This window comes from Cyclobacterium xiamenense (assembly GCF_042140265.1).
Classification (GTDB): Bacteria; Bacteroidota; Bacteroidia; order Cytophagales; family Cyclobacteriaceae; genus Cyclobacterium; species Cyclobacterium xiamenense_A.
The window spans coordinates 5,013,369-5,032,132 of record NZ_CP159481.1 but is presented as its reverse complement, the minus strand read 5'-3'; the positions used below and the strand labels follow the sequence as shown (position 1 = coordinate 5,032,132).

General features: G+C 50.3%; 13 protein-coding genes. 4 read left to right on the top strand and 9 right to left on the bottom strand.

Translation table 11 applies throughout. The features are described 5' to 3' along the window. The 6 genes from ABWH99_RS20475 to ABWH99_RS20450 all read right to left on the bottom strand — a co-directional run bounded on the left by ABWH99_RS20475 (position 1) and on the right by ABWH99_RS20450 (position 6,593). The gene (locus ABWH99_RS20475) at positions 1–1,467 is read right to left on the bottom strand and encodes a UDP-N-acetylmuramoyl-L-alanyl-D-glutamate--2,6-diaminopimelate ligase (RefSeq protein ID WP_375583654.1); all 1,467 of its coding nucleotides are present in this window, start codon (positions 1,465–1,467) and stop codon (positions 1–3) included. Further along, a complete protein-coding gene (locus tag ABWH99_RS20470; RefSeq protein ID WP_375583653.1) occupies positions 1,464–3,572 on the bottom strand; it encodes a penicillin-binding protein in 2,109 nt (702 codons plus the stop codon). The genes ABWH99_RS20475 and ABWH99_RS20470 overlap by 4 nt, the downstream gene beginning before the upstream one ends. After that, a complete protein-coding gene (locus ABWH99_RS20465; RefSeq protein ID WP_154858809.1) occupies positions 3,569–3,949 on the bottom strand; it encodes an FtsL-like putative cell division protein in 381 nt (126 codons plus the stop codon). Before ABWH99_RS20465 ends, ABWH99_RS20470 begins: the two co-directional genes overlap by 4 nt. After that, positions 3,946–4,857 carry a 16S rRNA (cytosine(1402)-N(4))-methyltransferase RsmH gene (gene rsmH / locus ABWH99_RS20460; protein ID WP_375583652.1) on the bottom strand — a complete coding sequence of 304 codons (912 nt, stop codon included), beginning with the start codon at positions 4,855–4,857 and terminating at the stop codon, positions 3,946–3,948. Before rsmH ends, ABWH99_RS20465 begins: the two co-directional genes overlap by 4 nt. Beyond that, complete coding sequence (mraZ, locus tag ABWH99_RS20455) at positions 4,850–5,299, bottom strand: division/cell wall cluster transcriptional repressor MraZ (protein ID WP_154858805.1); 450 nt, start codon at positions 5,297–5,299, stop codon at positions 4,850–4,852. Before mraZ ends, rsmH begins: the two co-directional genes overlap by 8 nt. 319 nt (positions 5,300–5,618) lie before the next feature. Further along, positions 5,619–6,593, bottom strand: a complete 975-nt coding sequence (locus ABWH99_RS20450; RefSeq protein WP_154858803.1) for a polyprenyl synthetase family protein — start codon at positions 6,591–6,593, stop codon at positions 5,619–5,621. Between the two features lie 119 nt (positions 6,594–6,712). On the opposite strand from ABWH99_RS20450, the gene ABWH99_RS20445 reads away from it, so the two are divergent. Then, positions 6,713–8,407: a 1-acyl-sn-glycerol-3-phosphate acyltransferase gene (locus tag ABWH99_RS20445; RefSeq protein WP_375583651.1), complete on the top strand. Its 1,695-nt coding sequence runs from the start codon at positions 6,713–6,715 to the stop codon at positions 8,405–8,407. After that, positions 8,379–9,443, top strand: coding sequence for an NAD(P)H-dependent glycerol-3-phosphate dehydrogenase (locus tag ABWH99_RS20440; RefSeq protein WP_375583650.1), 1,065 nt, complete (start codon positions 8,379–8,381; stop codon positions 9,441–9,443). Before ABWH99_RS20445 ends, ABWH99_RS20440 begins: the two co-directional genes overlap by 29 nt. Here ABWH99_RS20440 and ABWH99_RS20435 read toward each other — a convergent pair. From ABWH99_RS20435 to ABWH99_RS20425, 3 genes are all read right to left on the bottom strand, one after another. Further along, positions 9,438–10,229 carry a phytanoyl-CoA dioxygenase family protein gene (locus ABWH99_RS20435; protein WP_375583649.1) on the bottom strand — a complete coding sequence of 264 codons (792 nt, stop codon included), beginning with the start codon at positions 10,227–10,229 and terminating at the stop codon, positions 9,438–9,440. The genes ABWH99_RS20440 and ABWH99_RS20435 overlap by 6 nt on opposite strands. A 159-nt stretch (positions 10,230–10,388) precedes the next feature. After that, entirely contained in the window at positions 10,389–11,618 is a 1,230-nt protein-coding gene (locus ABWH99_RS20430) for a M48 family metallopeptidase (RefSeq protein WP_375583648.1), read from the bottom strand. 12 nt (positions 11,619–11,630) lie between these two features. Further along, positions 11,631–12,665, bottom strand: coding sequence for a type IX secretion system membrane protein PorP/SprF (locus ABWH99_RS20425; RefSeq protein ID WP_375586608.1), 1,035 nt, complete (start codon positions 12,663–12,665; stop codon positions 11,631–11,633). Positions 12,666–12,760: 95 nt separating this feature from the next. Here ABWH99_RS20425 and ABWH99_RS20420 point away from each other — a divergent pair, with 95 nt between their 5' ends. Together ABWH99_RS20420 and yaaA are read left to right on the top strand one after the other, a co-directional pair. Then, positions 12,761–17,938, top strand: coding sequence for a gliding motility-associated C-terminal domain-containing protein (locus ABWH99_RS20420; protein WP_375583647.1), 5,178 nt, complete (start codon positions 12,761–12,763; stop codon positions 17,936–17,938). A gap of 3 nt (positions 17,939–17,941) precedes the next feature. Continuing rightward, complete coding sequence (gene yaaA / locus ABWH99_RS20415; protein WP_375583646.1) at positions 17,942–18,694, top strand: peroxide stress protein YaaA; 753 nt, start codon at positions 17,942–17,944, stop codon at positions 18,692–18,694. Positions 18,695–18,764: the final 70 nt, after the last annotated feature.

Sequence of the window (18,764 nt, the reverse complement as noted above, 5' to 3'; positions counted from 1 at the left end):
TTATTCTTTGTGTAACATTTCTAAAAATTCCTTTACCACTTTTTTATCGTCAAAGGGGTGTTTGACTCCTTGTATTTCCTGATAGGTTTCGTGCCCTTTACCCGCAATCAGCAAGATGTCGCCTTTTTTGGCCAGGCTGCAGGCGGTTTTGATGGCCGACCGTCGGTCAGCCAGGCTGAGCGTCTTTTTCTGGTCGACCGGATTTATACCGGCTTCCATCTCCCGAATGATTTCCATCGGGTCTTCGTCCCGGGGGTTGTCTGAGGTAAAAATGACCCGATCGCTCAGGTTGCAGGCAATTTTGGCCATCAGGGGCCGCTTGCTCCGGTCCCGGTTTCCTCCGCAGCCTACCAGGGTGACCAGGGTTTCCCCGCCGGTTCGTAGTTTTTGTATGGTTTTGAGTACATTCTCCAGGGCATCCGGGGTATGTGCGTAATCGATAATGGCAGTAATACCTCCGTACACGACCTGATCAAAGCGGCCAATGGCTCCCTTTAATTTCGATAGTTGGCGCAGCACTTCCTCCTCTTCTTCGTCCAGCAAGAGAGCGACCCCGAGCACTCCCAGCAGGTTGTAGGCGTTGAATTCACCAATCAGCCGGAACCAAACCTGTTTGCCCTCGAAATCGAGTTCGAGTCCGTGCAGGGAGTTGGCCAGTATTTTTGCTTTAAAATCCGCGGGGTATTTCAAGCCGAAGGTAAAAGGCCTGGCCCGGCAGTTTTGGAGCATGACGCGACCTCGTTTGTCGTCCGCATTGATCAGCGCAAAGCCGTCTTTCGGAAGTTCGTCAAATAGCTTTTTCTTTGCTTTGATGTACGAATCAAAGGTGCCGTGATAGTCCAGGTGGTCGTGCGAAATGTTTGTAAACAAGGCGCCCGCAAATTTCAGTCCGGCCGTGCGTTCCTGAACGATGGCATGCGAACTGGCTTCCATGAAACAATGGGTACAACCATTTTCCAGCATTTTCACGAGCAACTCGTTGATCGCCACTACGTCGGGCGTGGTGTGGCTGGCAGCAAGCACCTGATCTTTGATTCGATTTTCTACCGTGGATAGCAGTCCGGTGGCATACCCCAATTCGGAAAACAACTGGTGCAACAGCGTAACGGTTGTAGTTTTTCCATTCGTGCCGGTCACGGCCACCAGCGTGATTTTTTCGGAGGGATTCCCGTAAAAATTTGCCGCCATGAGTCCGAGAGACCTGGCGGCGTTGATTACCTGCACGTAAGTAATCCCCTCCCTGAGCTTTTCGGGGAGGTGTTCGCAGACGATGGCCGATGCCCCTTTGTCCAGCGCATTGTCGATAAAGGCATGCCCGTCCACCTGGGTGCCCGGTATGGCTACGAATACAGCTCCCTCCCGAACCGCTCTGCTGTCAAATGCGATGCTGGCAATAGGTACATCCATGGAGCCTTTCGTAGATACCAAAGAAACCTTGTAGACGATATCTTTTAATGGTTTGCTCAACGTAAGTTTAGTTTAATGATCTGGTCCCTGTTGATCCGGCTGCCCGCGGGCAGGGATTGGGAGCTAACCCGTCCCTTGCCTGCATGCTGTACCCGAAGTCCCTTGTTTTCAAGGACATACAGCGCATCCCGAAGAGTCATGCCGGTCACGTTCGGAACGACCGGTTTTTCCACCGCATTGCTGACCCATTGGATCGACCGATTCGAAACCTTGGAAGTCACCCAGGTTTCGTTCCCGGAATAGTGATTGGAGATACCCATGCTGTTGCATATCATCTGCAATTCCTCCACTTTTCCTGCCCGGATATAGGGAAATTCACTTCGGTCTATTTCGGGTATTTTCCGGGGTGTTTCGCTGCTTACCTGTACGCTCATGTCCTGAGCGTACAATTTGTCTGCGATTTCCCGGAATACCGGGGCCGATATATCTCCGCCGTAGGCATTGAATCCCTTGGGACTATCGATCACCACAATGGCGCTGTATTTAGGACGTTCCGCGGGAAAATAGCCGACGAAGGAAGTGTAGTATGTTTGGGTGTACCTTCCGTTTTCTAATTTTTGCGCAGTGCCGGTCTTCCCGGCAATCCCGTAGGTCGCCGTTTTGATGTTTTTTGCCGTTCCGTTATCCACCACACCTTTCAGGAGGCTTTGGAGTTGTGCAATGGTTTTTTGGGAGGCGATGTTTTTTTGAACGATCTTTGTTCGAAAGCGGGCTTCTATTACGTTGCCTTTGGATATTTGCTGCACGATCAAGGGTTGCACCAGGGAGCCTCCATTGGCCACTGCATTGTACAGGGCAAGGGTCTGCAAGGGAGTAATTTTCAGTTCGTACCCAATGGACATCCAGGGGAGGGTGGTTCCGTACCAGTTTTTATCCTCCGGGTTTTTAAAATAGGGCAATCCTTCCCCTTTGATTTGAAAGCCCAGGGGCTGGTCCAGCCTGACCCGGGAGATGTATTCCATAAATCGGTGGGGCTGGTGACCAAAATGGTCGTTGACCATTTTCGATATGCCCACATTGGAGGATTTTTCAAAGACTTCCCGAACGGTTAGCTTCCCATATCCTCCGTTTTTCGCATCCCGCATAAAGCGGTCGTAAAACTTAAAACGACCATTGCCGGTGTCAATGGTGTCGGTTAAATTGATTTTGCCTTCTTCCAAAAGAGCCATCATGGACAGCAGCTTAAAGGTAGATCCCGGTTCGGTAAGTCCCTGTTCGCCTACCGCGTAATTGTAATATTCGCCGTATCCGTACCCGTTTTTGTTTTTTTGCAGGTTAGCGATTGCCTTTATGTGGCCCGTGGCCACTTCCATCACAATCACGGAACCGTAGGCGGCGTCCTTGTTCATGAGTTGCCGGAGCAGGGCCGATTCAGCCAGGTCTTGAATGTTTACATCCAGGGTCGTGACGATGTCGTAGCCGTCCGTGGGTTTGATGTCTTCGGCGTCGTGCAGGGGTTTCCAACTCCCGCCGGCAATTTTCTGAAACATCGCTTCTCCATTTTTTCCCTCCAGGTAGTCGTTAAAACTGTATTCTAGGCCTACTCCGTACTGGTCTTCGTTTAGAAATCCGACGGTTCTTCCAGCCAGGTTTTTGAACGGCCGGTAGCGCTTGTCGATTTTTTCGAACAAAACACCTCCACCCATTCTGCCTTCCCGGAAAATGGGCCAGGTCATCATCTTCAGTTTGTCCTGATAGCCGATTTGCTTTCGGTTGAGAATCAGGTATTTCTTGCCATCGTTTCGGGCATCCAGGATCATGCGCTTGTAGCTCGCTGCCGATCGATCCCGGTAAAAGTCCGAAAGCAACGTTGCCAATGAATCCACCTTTGCTTTGAGTTGGGCTCCGGAGACGATGGAGGGATCCATCGCTACCCGGTAAAAGGGCAGGCTGGTCGCAAGGAGACTTCCATCCGCGCTGTAGATATTGCCACGGGTGGCCTTTACCGGCCGGTATTGCAAATGAATGTCCTCGGAGAGCTGGCGCCATTTGTCGCCCTCGACCAGCTGGATGGTACCTATTCTGTAAAAAATAGCACCGGCGATTACAGTGACTGCCAGAAAGGCCAGCCGAACCCGGAGCAATATGGATTTTTTAATGTTCACTTCTCTAACACGATTCGTTGTGGCGGTTCTTCTATTTCAACCAATCCCAGCGGTTGGATTTTTTTGGCAACTTCGGATTGCTTGCTGGAAAACATGTATTCCGCTTCCAATGTGGTGACGTCCGCACGGAGGTCTTCCACTTCCTGCTGGGTCCGTTCAATTTTTCGAATGGTATTCTCCGCCTGGTGATTGCTCCAGATGTAGAGCATGGCCAGAAAGGCTGCATATAAAAAAGGGGGCACCAGTTTTACCGGTACTTGCTCACCCAGCAGTCCGCTGATATCCAACTTTTGCTCGATAAACGCAAATGGATTCAGCCAGGACTTTTTTGTCTTGCCAAGGGGCTTGATTGGTTTTCTGAAACTGTTTTTACTCATGGCTGTATTTTTTCGGCGATGCGTAATCGGGCGCTTCGAGCCCGTTTGTTTCTTTCGATTTCTTCCGGATCAGCAACGATGGCTTTTCTACTTACCGGCTCCAGGGGTCGAATCGGGTTTCCATAGAAGTCTTTTTCAAGTTCCCCATACAGTTTTCCCTTGGTCATGATGTTTTTTACCAAGCGATCTTCCAGGGAATGGTAACTCATGATTACCAAACGCCCGCCGGGTTTTAACAGGTCAATGCTTTGGAGCAGCATTTCCTCCAGGGCCACCATTTCCTGGTTTACTTCGATTCGGAGCGCCTGGTACACCTGCGCGGCATATTTTGCGTATTTTCCGCGGGGAGCGTGGTGGTCGAGCAAGCGTTTGAATTCGGCACTTCCCTCGAAAGGACTGTTTGCCCGGAAGGACACGATTGCCCGGGCCAATGTTTTCGCGTTTTTTACTTCTCCATAGGTTCCGAGTAGTCGCTGCAGCTCAATTTCCGTGTAGGAGTTCAGGACCCCTGCTGCCGTGAGCTCCCCGGATCGGCTCATTCGCATGTCGAGCGGGCCTTCGAAGCGCGTCGAAAAACCTCGCGAGGGTTCGTCGATCTGGTGGGAGGAAATCCCCAAATCGGCCAATATGCCGTCTACTTGTTCCACCCCGTAGAGCTTCAAATAGCGCCGTACGTCCCGGAAGTTTGCCGGTATAAAAGTGAAGCGTGGATCCTCGGGTGCATTTTTTTCGGCGTCGGGATCCTGGTCAAAGGCATACAAATGCCCGTTTTCCAACCGGTTGAGGAGCTCCCTGGCATGGCCACCTCCTCCATAGGTCAGGTCTACATAAATCCCATTGGGATCGATAGCCAATCCGGAAAGGCAGGCCTCACGCATAACGGGGATATGGTATACCGGATCAGACATGCTTTCCTAAAAATTTTCTGTTCAATGCTTTATACACTTGCTCTTCTTTGGCAGCGAATTCCTCGTGAAGGTCAGGATTCCAGATTTCTATCTTGGTCCCGATCCCGATGAGCACGGCATCTTTCTCCAGCTGCGCGTGGCGAAGCATGTTTTTGGGAAGCAGAAACCTTCCCGCACTATCCAGTTCCACCGGCGATTCCCGCCGGAAAAAAGACCGTTTGAAAATCCGTACCTCCTCGTCGGTATCATCCAGACTGGCCAGTTTGCTGTGGTCTTTACGGACCTCCATCATGGGAATCAACTCAAGGCAGGGTTCCAGACCTTTGCGCAGCATCATCTCCTGACCCAAGGATTCAGGAAGGGATGCCTTCATCTTAGAAGGTAAAACCAACCTGCCCTTGGCATCCAGTTTACACTCAAATTCACCGGTGAAAGATGCCATGTCTGTACTTCCTGATTCGTGAATACAAAAGTAGTAAATAGCCAAACACTTTATACCACTTTGCCCCACTTTTTACCACATCGCTATAAAAGTATCCAAAACAAACTACAAAGACAATATTTTTAGTAAAAAATTATACGGGTATCCCTGAGGTACAAACGGTTATAAATCAGTAGTTAAAAGGGTTCAAAGGGGGATGATTTCCCGTTCAGAGCCTTTTTTTTGCTGATGGGATAAAGGTAATTGCGACTCGGGAAAGGGCGTATAAAACGAAGGTGGGAGAAAATCCCAAAGGATGTACAAAAAAATAGAAAGCTGCTTATTTTTTTCGTGCGATGGTGTAAGTCACCAGGGATGAAAGGGAGGATTTGTAGGGAGATTCGGGAAAATCTGCCAAAATGGCCAGCGCTTCCTGGTAAAAGTCGTTCATGATTTTTTGGGAGTACTCCAATCCTCCCGAGGCTTTAACAAAATCAATGACCTCCGTGACTATTTTTTTGTTTTCGCTGCCATTACGGATTTTGTAAATGATCTTTTTCCGTTCCACCCAGGAGGATTGATTGAGGGCATAGATCAGTGGAAGGGTCATCTTCTTTTCCTTGATGTCTATACCGACCGGTTTGCCGACCACGTCTTCGCCGTAGTCAAACAGGTCGTCTTTGATTTGGAAGGCCATCCCCACTTTTTCACCAAATAGCCTCATTTTTTCAATGGTTTCCGCCGTGGCATTGGCCGTTGCGGCTCCGACGGCACAGCAGGAAGAGATCAGGCTGGCGGTCTTTTGGCGGATGATGGTATAGTAGACCTCTTCGGTAATGTTGAGCGTACGGGCTTTTGAGATTTGCAATAGCTCTCCTTCGCTCATTTCCCGAACGGCATTGGAAACGATTTTTAGCAGGTCAAAATCATCGTTTTCCACGCTGAGCAGCAAGCCTCTGGATAGCAGGTAATCCCCCACCAAAACGGCAATTTTGTTTTTCCAGAGGGCATTGATCGAAAAAAATCCCCTGCGGTAGTTGGCATCATCGACCACGTCATCGTGCACCAGGGTGGCGGTATGAAGCAGCTCAATCAATGCTGCGCCCCGATAGGAAGCTTCGGTGATGCCACCGCTCAGGCCTGAACTCAGAAAGACAAACATCGGACGCATTTGTTTGCCTTTTCTCCGAACGATGTATTGGGTGATGTGGTCAAGCAATTTGACCTTACTCTGCATGAAGGAGCGGAATTTTTTCTCAAAGTCAGCCATTTCGCTGGCTATGGGGGCTTGTATCTGCTGTAAATCCTGCTTCATTTGTGTTTTGGATGGTGCAATATTACAACCTATTCCACCATTGACAAAACCGCCCAAATGATTATTCTGTTTAATGAATTTTATTTTTGGTTATCTTTGAGCAAACAAAAGACATTCCCTTGGCCGACGACTACATCAAGCATCAATACGACCCTATTTTGCCGGAAAAAGACGAATGGCCCGTGGTGAGGCTGAGTAAGGGGAGAAAAGCGTTCATTCAACAAGTAGTAGCGTCCAGCAGTGAAAAAATCAAAAGCCTGACCGGAAATCAGGTGCCTGCACTCAAGGAAGAACTGGAACTTACCCTGTACCGGGAGCGAATGCGGATCAAGCAGAATCCCTGGCTGGTGGATCCCGATGACGAGGCTTCCTTTTGGTCCGGTGTGAAATCCTCCCTCTTATCCGTGGGTGTGGACCAGAAACTTACCGAGGACGAAAAAAAGGAGCGGTACCTGGCAATTTTAACGGGCATTACACAGCGGTATTCAGAGGAGATTGCCAGTAATTTTAAGCACAGCCATTACAAGATGACCCGTAGGATTGTCACCTTTGGTTTTTCGCGATTGTTGAATACTGCACGGGTAAAGGGGTTTCGATCTGTTTTTAGCAATCAGTACAGCCTGCAGGACAAAATCCAGATTATCGGCGAGACGGATCAACTACGCGATCTTGCTTCCAAAGGTACCATCGTTATGGTTCCAACCCATTTTAGCAACCTGGACAGCATTTTGATCGGCTGGACCATCAGTACCCTTGGCCTTCCCCCCTTTATCTACGGAGCAGGCCTCAATTTATTCAACATCCAGATTTTTGCCTACTTTATGAATGCCCTAGGCGCTTACAAAGTGGATCGGCGAAAGAAAAATCAGATCTACCTGGAAACGTTAAAGACCTATTCCAGGGAAGCCATCCAGTTTGGCTGTCACAGTTTGTTTTTCCCGGGCGGTACACGCTCCAGAAGTGGAAACATCGAATCGAAATTAAAACTGGGTTTGCTGAGCACCGCCATCGAAGCCCAGCGGGCAAATTTTCAAAACAACACTGAAAACCCAGGAAAGGTCTTTATCGTGCCGGTGACCATTAACTACCATTTTGTTCTGGAGGCGCCGGGATTGATCCGGGATTACCTGAACCATACCGGTCAGGAGCGGTATTACAGCGAATCGGATGAGTTTTCTACCTCGTATCGAATATCAAAGTTTCTGGTTAAGTTCTTTACCAAGGGCTCGGACATCTCCGTTTCGATCGGGCGGGCCATGGATATTCTTGGCAACTACGTGGACGAAAACGGCAACAGCCGGGATCAGCACGGCAGGCCGATCGACTGTAGGGATTACTTTGTAAGCAATGGCAAAGTGACCGTAGATTTGCAGCGGGAGGAGGAATATACCAAAAAATTGGGTACCCGTATCGTGGAGGAATTTCATAAAATCAACCGGGTATTTAGCAGCCACCTGGTCGCATTTACCGCCTTTCGGCTGATCAAACGGGCCAATAGCAAGTTGGATTTGTTCAGCTTGCTGCGGGTGCCGGAGGAGGACATTTTTCTCTCGTACGAAACCTTTAAAGACGCCTGTGCGCAAGTGTTGGAGGGGATCCGCCAGCTGCGGGCAGAGGGGAAATTACACATGGCCCCACACCTGGAAATGCAGTTGGAGGATATCATCCGGCACGGACTGGATAACGTAGGGATGTATCATGCGAAAAGACCGCTGATTCGGAACGAGCAGGGGCATATCGTGACAGAGGATATCAGTTTATTGTACTATTACCATAACCGACTGGATGGATACGAATTGGACAAAATCATTTAAAACCCGGCCCATAGGGGTAATCGGTATGGGTAGTTTTGGGGCAGCCATTTCGAATTTGCTGGCCGAAAAAAATGAGGTTTTGGTGTATGCCCGGGACGAAGCGGTAGTGCAGGCCATCAACGAAACACATCGGGTCAAAAACAGGCAATTGGCGAGTAAAATTCGTGCCACCAGCGATCCCGAACTGCTGTGCGAAGCTTGTGAAGTGATGTTTCCGATGATACCCTCCTCTGCTTTTCGTGAGGTGATGGTCCAATTTGCTCCGTTTCTTCATCCCTATCATTTTTTAATTCACGGAACCAAGGGCTTGTCCTTAAATTTGCCGGAGGGAAAAAATCTGGAAAACGTCAGCTACCTGAAGCGAGAAAACATCTGCACCATGAGTGAGGTAATTTTGCAGGAAACCGTGGTGGAACGAATTGGCTGCCTGGCAGGACCCAATCTGGCAACGGAACTGCTGGACCACCAGCCAGGCGCCACGGTGGTGGCCAGCCGGTACGAAGAGGTGGTCCGAGAGGGGCAGCGCCTGCTTCGTTCGGATAATTTTCAGGTATATGGTAATTCGGATATTGTCGGGGTAGAGCTTTCCGGCGTCTTGAAAAACATCATCGCCATTGCATCCGGGGCATTGTCCGGGCTGGGATTGGGGGACAATGCCAAAGGCTTGCTGGTCTCCCGCGGCATGGTCGAATTGATTCATTTGGGTAAAGCCATGGGGGGGCGTACCCAATCCTTCTTGGGTCTCGCCGGGATTGGAGACCTGGTCACTACCTGTAATTCTACCTTGTCCCGAAACTACACGCTGGGCTACCGCCTCGCGGCCGGGGAGAAGCTACCGGATATCGTCGGCGATATGGAAGAGGTGGCCGAAGGTATCAACACCGTGAAGCTGGTAAAGCGCTACCTGGAATCTACCAACATGCGGGCGCCCATCACCGAAAATTTATACAAGGTTCTTTTTGAAAATTTTAAGGTAGAAACGGCTCTTCAATACCTGATGAAGTACCCTAGTTACACCGATATTGATTTTTTATGAGTGTTCCGGAATTCCGAGCATTTGCAGGGCAGCCGGGCTGATTCGGTTTCGGGTGGCCTCCCGGAAATACTGACCTTGGTTGATTTGCTGTACCTGGTCCCTCCGACAAAAATAGCTGTGTATCGCTCGCCGAGGCGCGGAGGTACGGTTGGTAGTGCCTCCATGCCAGGTATGGGAGTTAAATATCACCACCGAACCTGCCGGCGCCTGGATGATGACTTCGTCCGGGTGCGTATCCATGGGGTTTTCCATTTCATCCTGGGGTAATTTGGATTTCAGATGCGTTCCCGGAACCACCCGCGTGGCACCATTTTCCGCACGAAAGTCGTCCAGTAGCCAGATGGAGTTGCAGACTTTGAAATCGTCGCTTTTCACAGCTTCCGGCCAATCCGCATGCAATTTTTGCAAGCCGGCGCCCGGGAGGGCGGCCCGAAAATTAAGGGATGAAAGTTTGAAGGAATTTCCCAGGACAAAAGAAATCGCAGCGAGTACGTTGGGTTGGGTATAGAAGATGTCGAATTCTGGTCCTTTGTTCACCAGGTCACCCAGACGGACGGAACCGGGATCTTTGGGATGCCGTATATTCGGAGATTCTTCCAGTTCTTTCCCCGCGCGGTCTCCTTCCTCTTGCAGCAATTCCTCGATTTTATTCCGAAGGATTTCTACCGTCTCGTCCGAAAGGAGTTTTCCCAGATTGAGGTATCCCTGGGTGCGAAGAAAATCTTTTTCCGTGTCGGTGAGAAGTTCTGTGTGTACGCCTAGTTGCGAAAGAGGGTCCTGTATCATCGTAATCTCGTTTTTTTAATGCCGCATCCGGTTTCTGCCGTAGGTGCCACGGTTGGGTCGCGTTCGCTGGAAAGAAAGGAAGCGATGGTTGATCCCCTGGCTTTTTTAGGGGGCTTTTGGTGATTAAAGATACAGCCTGCAGGTGAAAAAACAAGCAGCTCACTCCAATCTTTTAAGCCTGCTGAGCAGCGGAGGGTGCGAGTAGTTTACCATTACAAATAGCGGGTGCGGGTTGATATCAGCGAGGTTATTTACGGAAAGGGTCTTTAGTGCCTCCGCAAGGGGTTTGCCGGCATAGGTGGTTTTGGCAAAGGCATCGGCTTCAAATTCGTGTTTTCGGCTAAAGTAATTGGTGACCATTCCCAGAACCAGCGATATGGGGGAAAAAAGCATGGTAAACCCGATGATATTCAGGTGGATGGATAATTGATTACCATTCAGTGCAAAGCTGATTTGTTCATTGAAAACGAAGAGGGAAAGGATGTAGAGAATGATTCCCGTTTGCAGGATCCCTGTGATTACGCCAAATGTTATGTGGCCTTTCTTGTAGTGGCCAATTTCGTGAGCCAAAACGGCTACCAGCTCGTCCGGAGGATGCTGCTCCAGCAGGGTGTCGAACAGCACCACTTTTTTGCGTTTACCAAATCCTGAAAAAAAGGCATTGGCTTTGGTGGAGCGTTTACTTCCGTCCATGACGAACACATTTTCCAGGGAAAAACCTACCGATTGGGCGTAAGCGAAAATGGTGCGTTTCAAATCTCCCTTTTCAAGTGGGGTCAGTTTATTGAATAGGGGAAGAATCAATCCGGAATAAAATTGATTGACCAAAACAATAAAAAGGGCCGAAATAATCCAGAATATCCACCAGAAGTCGGGGCCGATTTCCAGTATCAGCCAGAGCAAAACAAGAAGCAAGCCGCCGCCAACGAGGATGGAAAGCAAGTAGCCCTTGACCTTGTCGCCAAAAAAGGTCCGAACCGTGGAAGTGTTGAACCCGTAATCCGCTTCAATTTTGAAGGTATGGTAGTAGTCGAAGGGAAGGGAGAGCAGATCGGAACCAATAAACAAAACCCCAAAATAAATGACCGACAAGGCGAGGGGTGAGGGGCCAAATTGCCGCAGCCATTCGTCCAGCCATCCGAAAAAACCGAAACCGATGAAGAGCAAGGTAATAACAAATGTAAAACTACCCGAAAGCAGGCCGAAATTGTAGTTGGCTCTTTGGTAACGTTTACTTTGCTGCAACTTACCTTCTTCCAGGTATTGCTCGAGTGTTTCCGGAACGCGACCCGTTTTCCGGGAAACATTGAGGAAACTGACCGTTTTTTCGAAGATAAAAGTGAGGGTGACTACCCCCATTAAGAAATACTTGATAAGTTCCTGATCCATGCTATCCGCGTATCAAAATTTGGGACAGGGTAAAATAGTGTCTCGTTTTCGGGGGGCTCCGGGATTGCTGGGAGGGAAAATGTAGGAAATACTGATTTCATGCGCTCCCCCGGATTGAATTCCCAATTGAGAAACGGTATAGTCAAAACTATAACCGATGTTTAACCCAGAGGGTAGGTTAAAACCCGCCATTAGCACCAGGGCGTCCCGGTTGCTTTGGTTTTCCACCGGTTTGTAGGGAAGTCCCCGATACCAAAGTCCGAATACGATGGGTTCGAGGTAGACATAGGCGCCTACATCCAATTGTTCAAAAGGCCCCTGTCGCTTGTAATTGATGGTAGGCGTAAAATACCGTTGGCGGTACGTATGGGTAAAATCTCTTTTGGGAGCTCCTCTTCCCAGAGAGATACGGTACCCGGTATGAATGGAATATTTGATGGGAAGTCTGCTGATTCCCTCTTCAATAAAACTCTGATTGGGTTGGTTTACATGGTGAGTAGAAAGGCCAAACCAAAAATCTTCGGTGAAGACCAGACCGCCAAATGATAAAGAAAGGAGGTTCACGGGTTCGCCAAATCCCTGCAGGTCGTTTCCCGGAAGCAATGGGCCAAAGGGATCCGTGGGGTTGATTTGGTTGGCAAAAACCAGATTTTCGTAAAAACCTATATCCCGTCGCATGTAACTTGCCTGGAACCCCGGCCGTACATAGAGGTTATCGGCGAGTCTGAGCTCGTAGGAAAGCATTCCGGATACATGGGTGGATTGCAGGCCTGCCGCTCCTTCCGTGTCGTTGGTGACCAAAAAGCCAACGCCCGTATTGTATTCCTCGAGAAAGGTATCCCCATACGCAGAGAACGTTGAAAATGTGGCATCCAACCCCGGCCATTGATTCCGGTAATTAACGCCAACCCGGGTGGCCAATTCCGAGCCCGCAAAGGCAGGGTTCAGATAGAGTGGTGCCGCATAATATTGACTGTATTGCGGATCCTGACCGAAGCAAGTACCTGCGATGCACATTGCGGACAGGGTTAAAAAAACTGAATTTATTTGTGACTGAAACAAAGATTTATTCGTTTATTGGATACCAGACAGTTTATAAACGTTTTGCTGCTTTCCAGTGTATATAAAGCAGCGTGTAAATTATGAAATCTAACTATTTTAACACCATAATTGATTTTATTTTTAAAGCAATATTTTTATTTATTGGTCTTTGCACTCCTTTTTTGGCTTTTTCTCAAGGTTTTAACGAAAATGAATGGATATTCGGCTATTGTGAGGGAGGAGAAAATAACTACCTGTCTTTCGGCAAGGATCAGCGGGCAGAGGTAGCTACCCTTCCCGGATCGATCACCCTTGGCAACGCCAATTCGGCCATGGCCATTGACCCGATTACCGGGGAGATTCTTTTTTATACCGACGGTGCCCTGGTCTACAATTACCTGAATCAGGCGATGCAGGGCGTGGTAGGGGAGCTTGGAGGCATAGAAACGGCCCGGCAATCCGTGGCTATCGCTTCGCTGAACTACGATCCCCAAGCCGGTGGATCCAGGGAATTCTACATTTTCTACATTAGCCCCGGAGGGGATTTGGAATACAGTCTGGTAGACATGAACGATCCGGGCGGGGCTCCGGCCAATCAACCCCCGGCCGGTGCGGTCGCTGCAGGAGGGACCATCGGCGCGGCAGCAGGACCGATCCTGGTAGTGAAATCCGGTGTTTCGTCCAATTTTCTCCTAAGCATAGAAAACGGGCAATTGGTGTCCAGACGGCTGGAGGCAGCGGCCGGGCAGTTCACCGAAACGGCTACAGCGGCATTGACCGAGGACCCGCATACGATGGTTTACGACGAGGCGTCTGGAATCCTCTACCTGATTCCCGAGACAGCCGGTGCGGATATCATAAGCGTGCCCTTCGATACTTCGACCGGGCTATTCGGTGTCCCTGCTTCGGTACCGGATACCGGAGGAGCGGAAACTATCGAAGGTCTGACCGTATCCCCGGATGGGGATTTTTTGTATTTTTCCAGAGGCGATGAATTGATTCGGTATTTTCTGGGGGACCCGGAGGATGCCGCTCCCGAACTGGACTCTTTGCAAATCCCCGGAGATGAGCCGGTGACTCTTCCGCTTACCAACGACATTCATCGAATTTATTCCCTGAAAAACGGGCCGGACGGGCAGCTGTATTACATCTACGAAGAGGTGGAAGGCGGTCCGCAGTACGTAGGAAGGGTGACCAATCCCGACGAATGGTCCCAGGCAGCAGTGGTCATTGAAGAATTGCCTTTTGGCGGAACGGATTTTTGTGGGACCGTATTTCCGCAGTTTGCGCCGAATGTAAACCTTGATCCCGTGGCGGATTTTACCTGGGAACCGGAAATGCCCTGCATGAACAATCCGCTTCAACTTACCAGTACCATTAATCCGCAGAATTACCAGCCCGTAAGTTTTGAGTGGGAAATACTCCCGCCTCTCACTGATGAAGAAGGAAACGAAATCGAAATGGATCTAAATGCCGAACACTTGCTGCTGCCTCAGGACGCTACCTCTCAGCAGCAAGTGACGGTAAGCCTTACGGTAACCTACCCCAACGGTGAAACCAACAATGTGACAAAAAGCATTACGTTTACGGAGAATAATCTGACCGTACAGTTCAGCCCCTCGGATACCACGCTTTGCGATCCATCCTGCCTGGACCTGATGCCGCTGGTGCAGGCCCAGAGCGGACAACAGGGAGGCCAGGGCGGTGGCCAGCCGGGAGGGCAGCCTGGTTTTGGTCAGCAACCCGGCGGTGGCCTGGGCGGCATACCGGGATTGGGGCAACAACCGGGTGGTGGCATACCCGGGTTGGGACAACAGCCAGGCGGAGGTCAGGGGCAGGCGCAGCAAAATTTTGAATACTTTTGGTCCAACAAGCGGGAAGAAGGCTGGGGCCCCGAGGCGCCAAACGAAATATGCCGTCCGGGAACCTACTGGGTACTGGTCCGTGAGCAGGGATCCTCCTGCTATGCCTACGCCAGCATTCGGGTAAACATGTGGGATGTGCAGGACCAGACCAATAATATCTGGTATTTTGGCGACGGGGCAGGGCTGGACTTTAACCCCGACCCGGACGATCCGGACGCGCCCACCCCGAGACCCATCGAATCCCCGCATCCGCAAAACATTCCGGCCGGGGTGACGACGGTTTCGGATCAGGCCGGTCAGGTGCTATTTTATACCGATGGGCAGACCGTTTGGGACCTGAACGGCAATCCCATGCAGAACGGCGAAAATATTGGCGGAGACAACCTTTCGACGGGTAGTGTCCTGGCCATCCCGGTGGCATCGGACGAAACCCTCTATTACCTATTCACCACCCAGCAGGGTGCGGGGGGCGAAAACGAAGTGAGGTTTTCACTGGTAGATATCAAAGGAGACAACCCGGATGGCATTGGTAATGTCATCACCAAGGATAATTTTTTGTTTAGTCCCGGTACCGAGCATTCCGCGGCGTTTAACTCCGGAGACACCACCTGGGTTGCTTTTCACGAAAGAGGCACCGATGCATTTCGTTTGTATCCCGTTTCCTCAGAGGGGATCGGGCAGCCGGTATTCAACTCGGTCGGAGGGGAACATGATTTTGGCGATGGCATTGGCACCTTGAAGTTTTCTTCGGATGGGAGTAAAGTGGCCGTTGCCTATACCGAAGGCGGTACGAATTGGGTAGAGGTATTTGATTTTGATCAAAGTACGGGAGAGATGACATCGTATGCAACACTCGACCTGGGCAGCGATGGGGAGGTGTACGGGTTGGAACTATCGTCGGATGCCACCCGCCTTTTCGTTTCCTACCGAAATGGGGGTCCCGGCGTGGAGGAATTTTTTATTCAGGCAGCAGAAGAAACGGATGAAACCGACCCGGAAAACCCTGTGACAACCAGCTGCCCGGAATGCTTTGAAACGGCCACGGAACAGGAAGCCATCGAACAATGCATTCTGGACAGCCGGGCGGCAGTTTCCGGGACCGCCGGATTGGATCTGGGAGCGGTGCAAATCGGTCCCGATGGGCAGATATACGTAGCGGTGGTGGGATCCAATCAAATCGGACAAATTCAAATCGGATCGGGCTGCAATCCGTCCACATTCAACCAGGATGCCGTAGAGCCCATGCCCGGGACCACGAATCTTGGTTTGCCCGCATTCGTACAGAATTCCGGTAGTAGTATTCCGGAACCAAGTCTGAACGGTCCGGATCGGCTTTGCCTGTCTGACGAAGAGGGGGCTGTGGGTTTGTTTGAAGGTGGGGGAGAACCCGATATTGACACCTATAATTGGACGATTTTTAACGCAGACGGAGAAGTGGTCGATGAATTTCTCAACGGGGGTGAGGAATTTCAGGATCTGGAGTATGCATTTGACACGGTGGGTGTATTTACAGTACAGTTGGAAGTAGATCGATGCGGAACCCCCTGGGAAGAAGTGTTTTCCATGGAGGTAGAAGTTATCGCCTCTCCCGAAATCATTCTTCCTTCAGATGTGTCTTTGTGCGGTGCTTCCGTAACTCTGGTTGCCGTAGACCCGGAAGATCCCCGGCTAGGGGAGTACGAATTTATTTGGGAGAATGCCGCGGGAGAGATCGTCGGAAACACCAATGAATTGGAGGTAACCGAAGAGAGTATTTACACGGTTACCGTCGCCTACGCTCTGCCCGACGGCGCGGATCAAGAATTGTTCGAAACCTGTCCGGTGAGTCAGGACGTGTTTGTAGGCCCCCCCTTTGAATTCGAATTGGAGCAATCAGCAGATGAGGTTTGTTTTGGAGAGCTCGTAAGTTTCAATCCGGACACTCCTGTTTCCGGCTTGTGGTCGATCCGAGCCAGCCCCGACGGAGCCTACAGTATTTTAGGTGAAACGCAAGTGCTGGAGTTGAATACCGGTGAATTGGATGGGCCTGGCGTATTTGAGTTGTTGTTCCAAACGCAGGATCCGCTGGACAGTACTTGTGCGGTCGAGCGGACCATTCCCCTGACGGTAAACCCACTTCCGGATTTTGCGATACAGGCGATATCTCCGTCGCAAAGTTGTGAAATCGGAGACGGGACCATTCAGCTGGATGCCGGCTCCGGGCTGGACAGTCTGTTGGTCCAACCCACCGGGGAAGTCTTCTTCGATTTGCAGGCAGGAGAGGAAGTGGTACTTTCCGGGTTGGCCCCCGGGAGGTACACGTTTACCGGGTATTCCGGGGCCTGCCCTCAGTCACAGGTTGCAGTGGTTGAAAATGCGAATCCTCCGGCGGATGTATTGTTTTCCATACGTGCGGAGCCGGAAACCTGCGTGGGTGAGGGTTTCGAAGAGGGGGCCATTGTTATCGCCTTTAGTCAGGGACCGGCTTCGGGCAGGTATAGCCTGTTGAATTTGGGTACCGGCGAAGCGGTAGAGGCGGATTTCACCAATCAGGACAGTATTGCAGTAAATTTACCCCAGGGAGAATACCTGGTAGAGGTGTCGGATACCGGAGGATGTGTGGTGCCGGACCCCGAGGTATACCGCATCGAAACAGGAACCGACGTGGAAGTCACTTTGAGTAGCCCCGGTCTTTGTGGAGGCGTAAGGGAAACCGAAATCCTCGCCGAGGCGGACTTTTCCCTGGTTGAGACGATCGAGTGGTACTATACGGTAGGAGCCGGTAGCAACCTGATAGCGGGAGCTTCCGACTCGGTAGTGCAGGTAGATCAACCTGGAACCTATGAAATCAGGTTGTTAAATGCCGCGGGCTGTGTTTTAGGATCCGAAAGCATCGAAATACCTTTTTCCGACGCCAGCCCACCGCAGTTGGAAGATAGCTACGAGATATGTCGGGCCACCAACGATCTGGTTTCCCTGAATGCGGGGAGTTGGGCCAGCTACGAATGGTATCGGGACGGCGTGCTTGTCAGCGAGGAAGCAGTGTATGCACCTGACGCGGAGGGAAATTACGAATTACGGGTTCAGGATGAAGCGGGCTGTGCTTTCGAGGTTGCATTTTCAGTAAATGAAATTTGTGAGGTAGCCATCCGTTTTCCCAACGCCATGCGACCAGGGGACCCTTCGCGTGACTTTTTGATCTACACGCAGGGTGAAATTGATTCGCTAATGGTGTATATTTACAACCGGTGGGGCGAATTGGTGTATTTTTGCGAAGAGGTAAACGTGTCCGAAAATATTTCGGTTTGTAGGTGGGACGGTATGGTGAACGGAACGAAAGTACCCGTAGGAACCTATCCGGTGGTTGTAAGGTTTACCAACGAGGAACAAATGATTCGAAAAACAATACGAAACGCAATAGTAGTAATTGATTGACACATGATAGTAGTAATTTCACCGGCCAAAACATTGGACTACAGTACTACCGAGGTGCCGCTGGCCACGCAGCCTCTATTCCAGAAGGAGACGCAGGAACTGGTGGGGATTATGAAAAAGAAATCCAGCAAGGCCCTTCAACAGCTAATGGGTATAAGTGAAAACCTGGCCAGGCTTAACGAAGAACGGTACCAGCAGTTTGAGGAAGAATACACCTCTGAAAATGCAAAACAGGCCTTGCTCGCATTTAAGGGAGACGTGTACACCCACATTGATGTGGAATCCTTTTCCGAAGCTGATTTTGCATTCGCGCAGGAGCATCTGCGGATCCTGTCTGGCTTGTACGGATTGTTACGTCCCATGGACCTTATCCAGCCTTACCGATTGGAGATGGGGATTAATTTAAAAAATAAAAAAGGCAAGAATTTGTATGGCTTTTGGGGAGAGAAAATTGCAGCCGCTTTGAATGAAGCAGCAGCAGGGCAGCCTATCATCAACCTGGCTTCAAAAGAGTATTTTAAGGCGGTGGACGTAAAGGCCTTGCAATCGACCGTCATTCATCCGATCTTCCTAGAATTCAAAAACGGCTCGTACAAGAACATTGGAATTTTCTCGAAACAAGCCAGGGGAATGATGACTGATTTTATCGTGAGGAACAGACTAGCCGATCCCGAACAACTAAAGACGTTCAATCAGGGGGGCTACGAGTACGCTGAAAATAAGAGTACTGCTGATGAATGGGTTTTTATCCGGTAACAAGGTTCCTTTCATTCAGTTAGTTTCCGAAAGCCGGTCGATTTGGTAACGAATCGGGCGGGACTGTCGG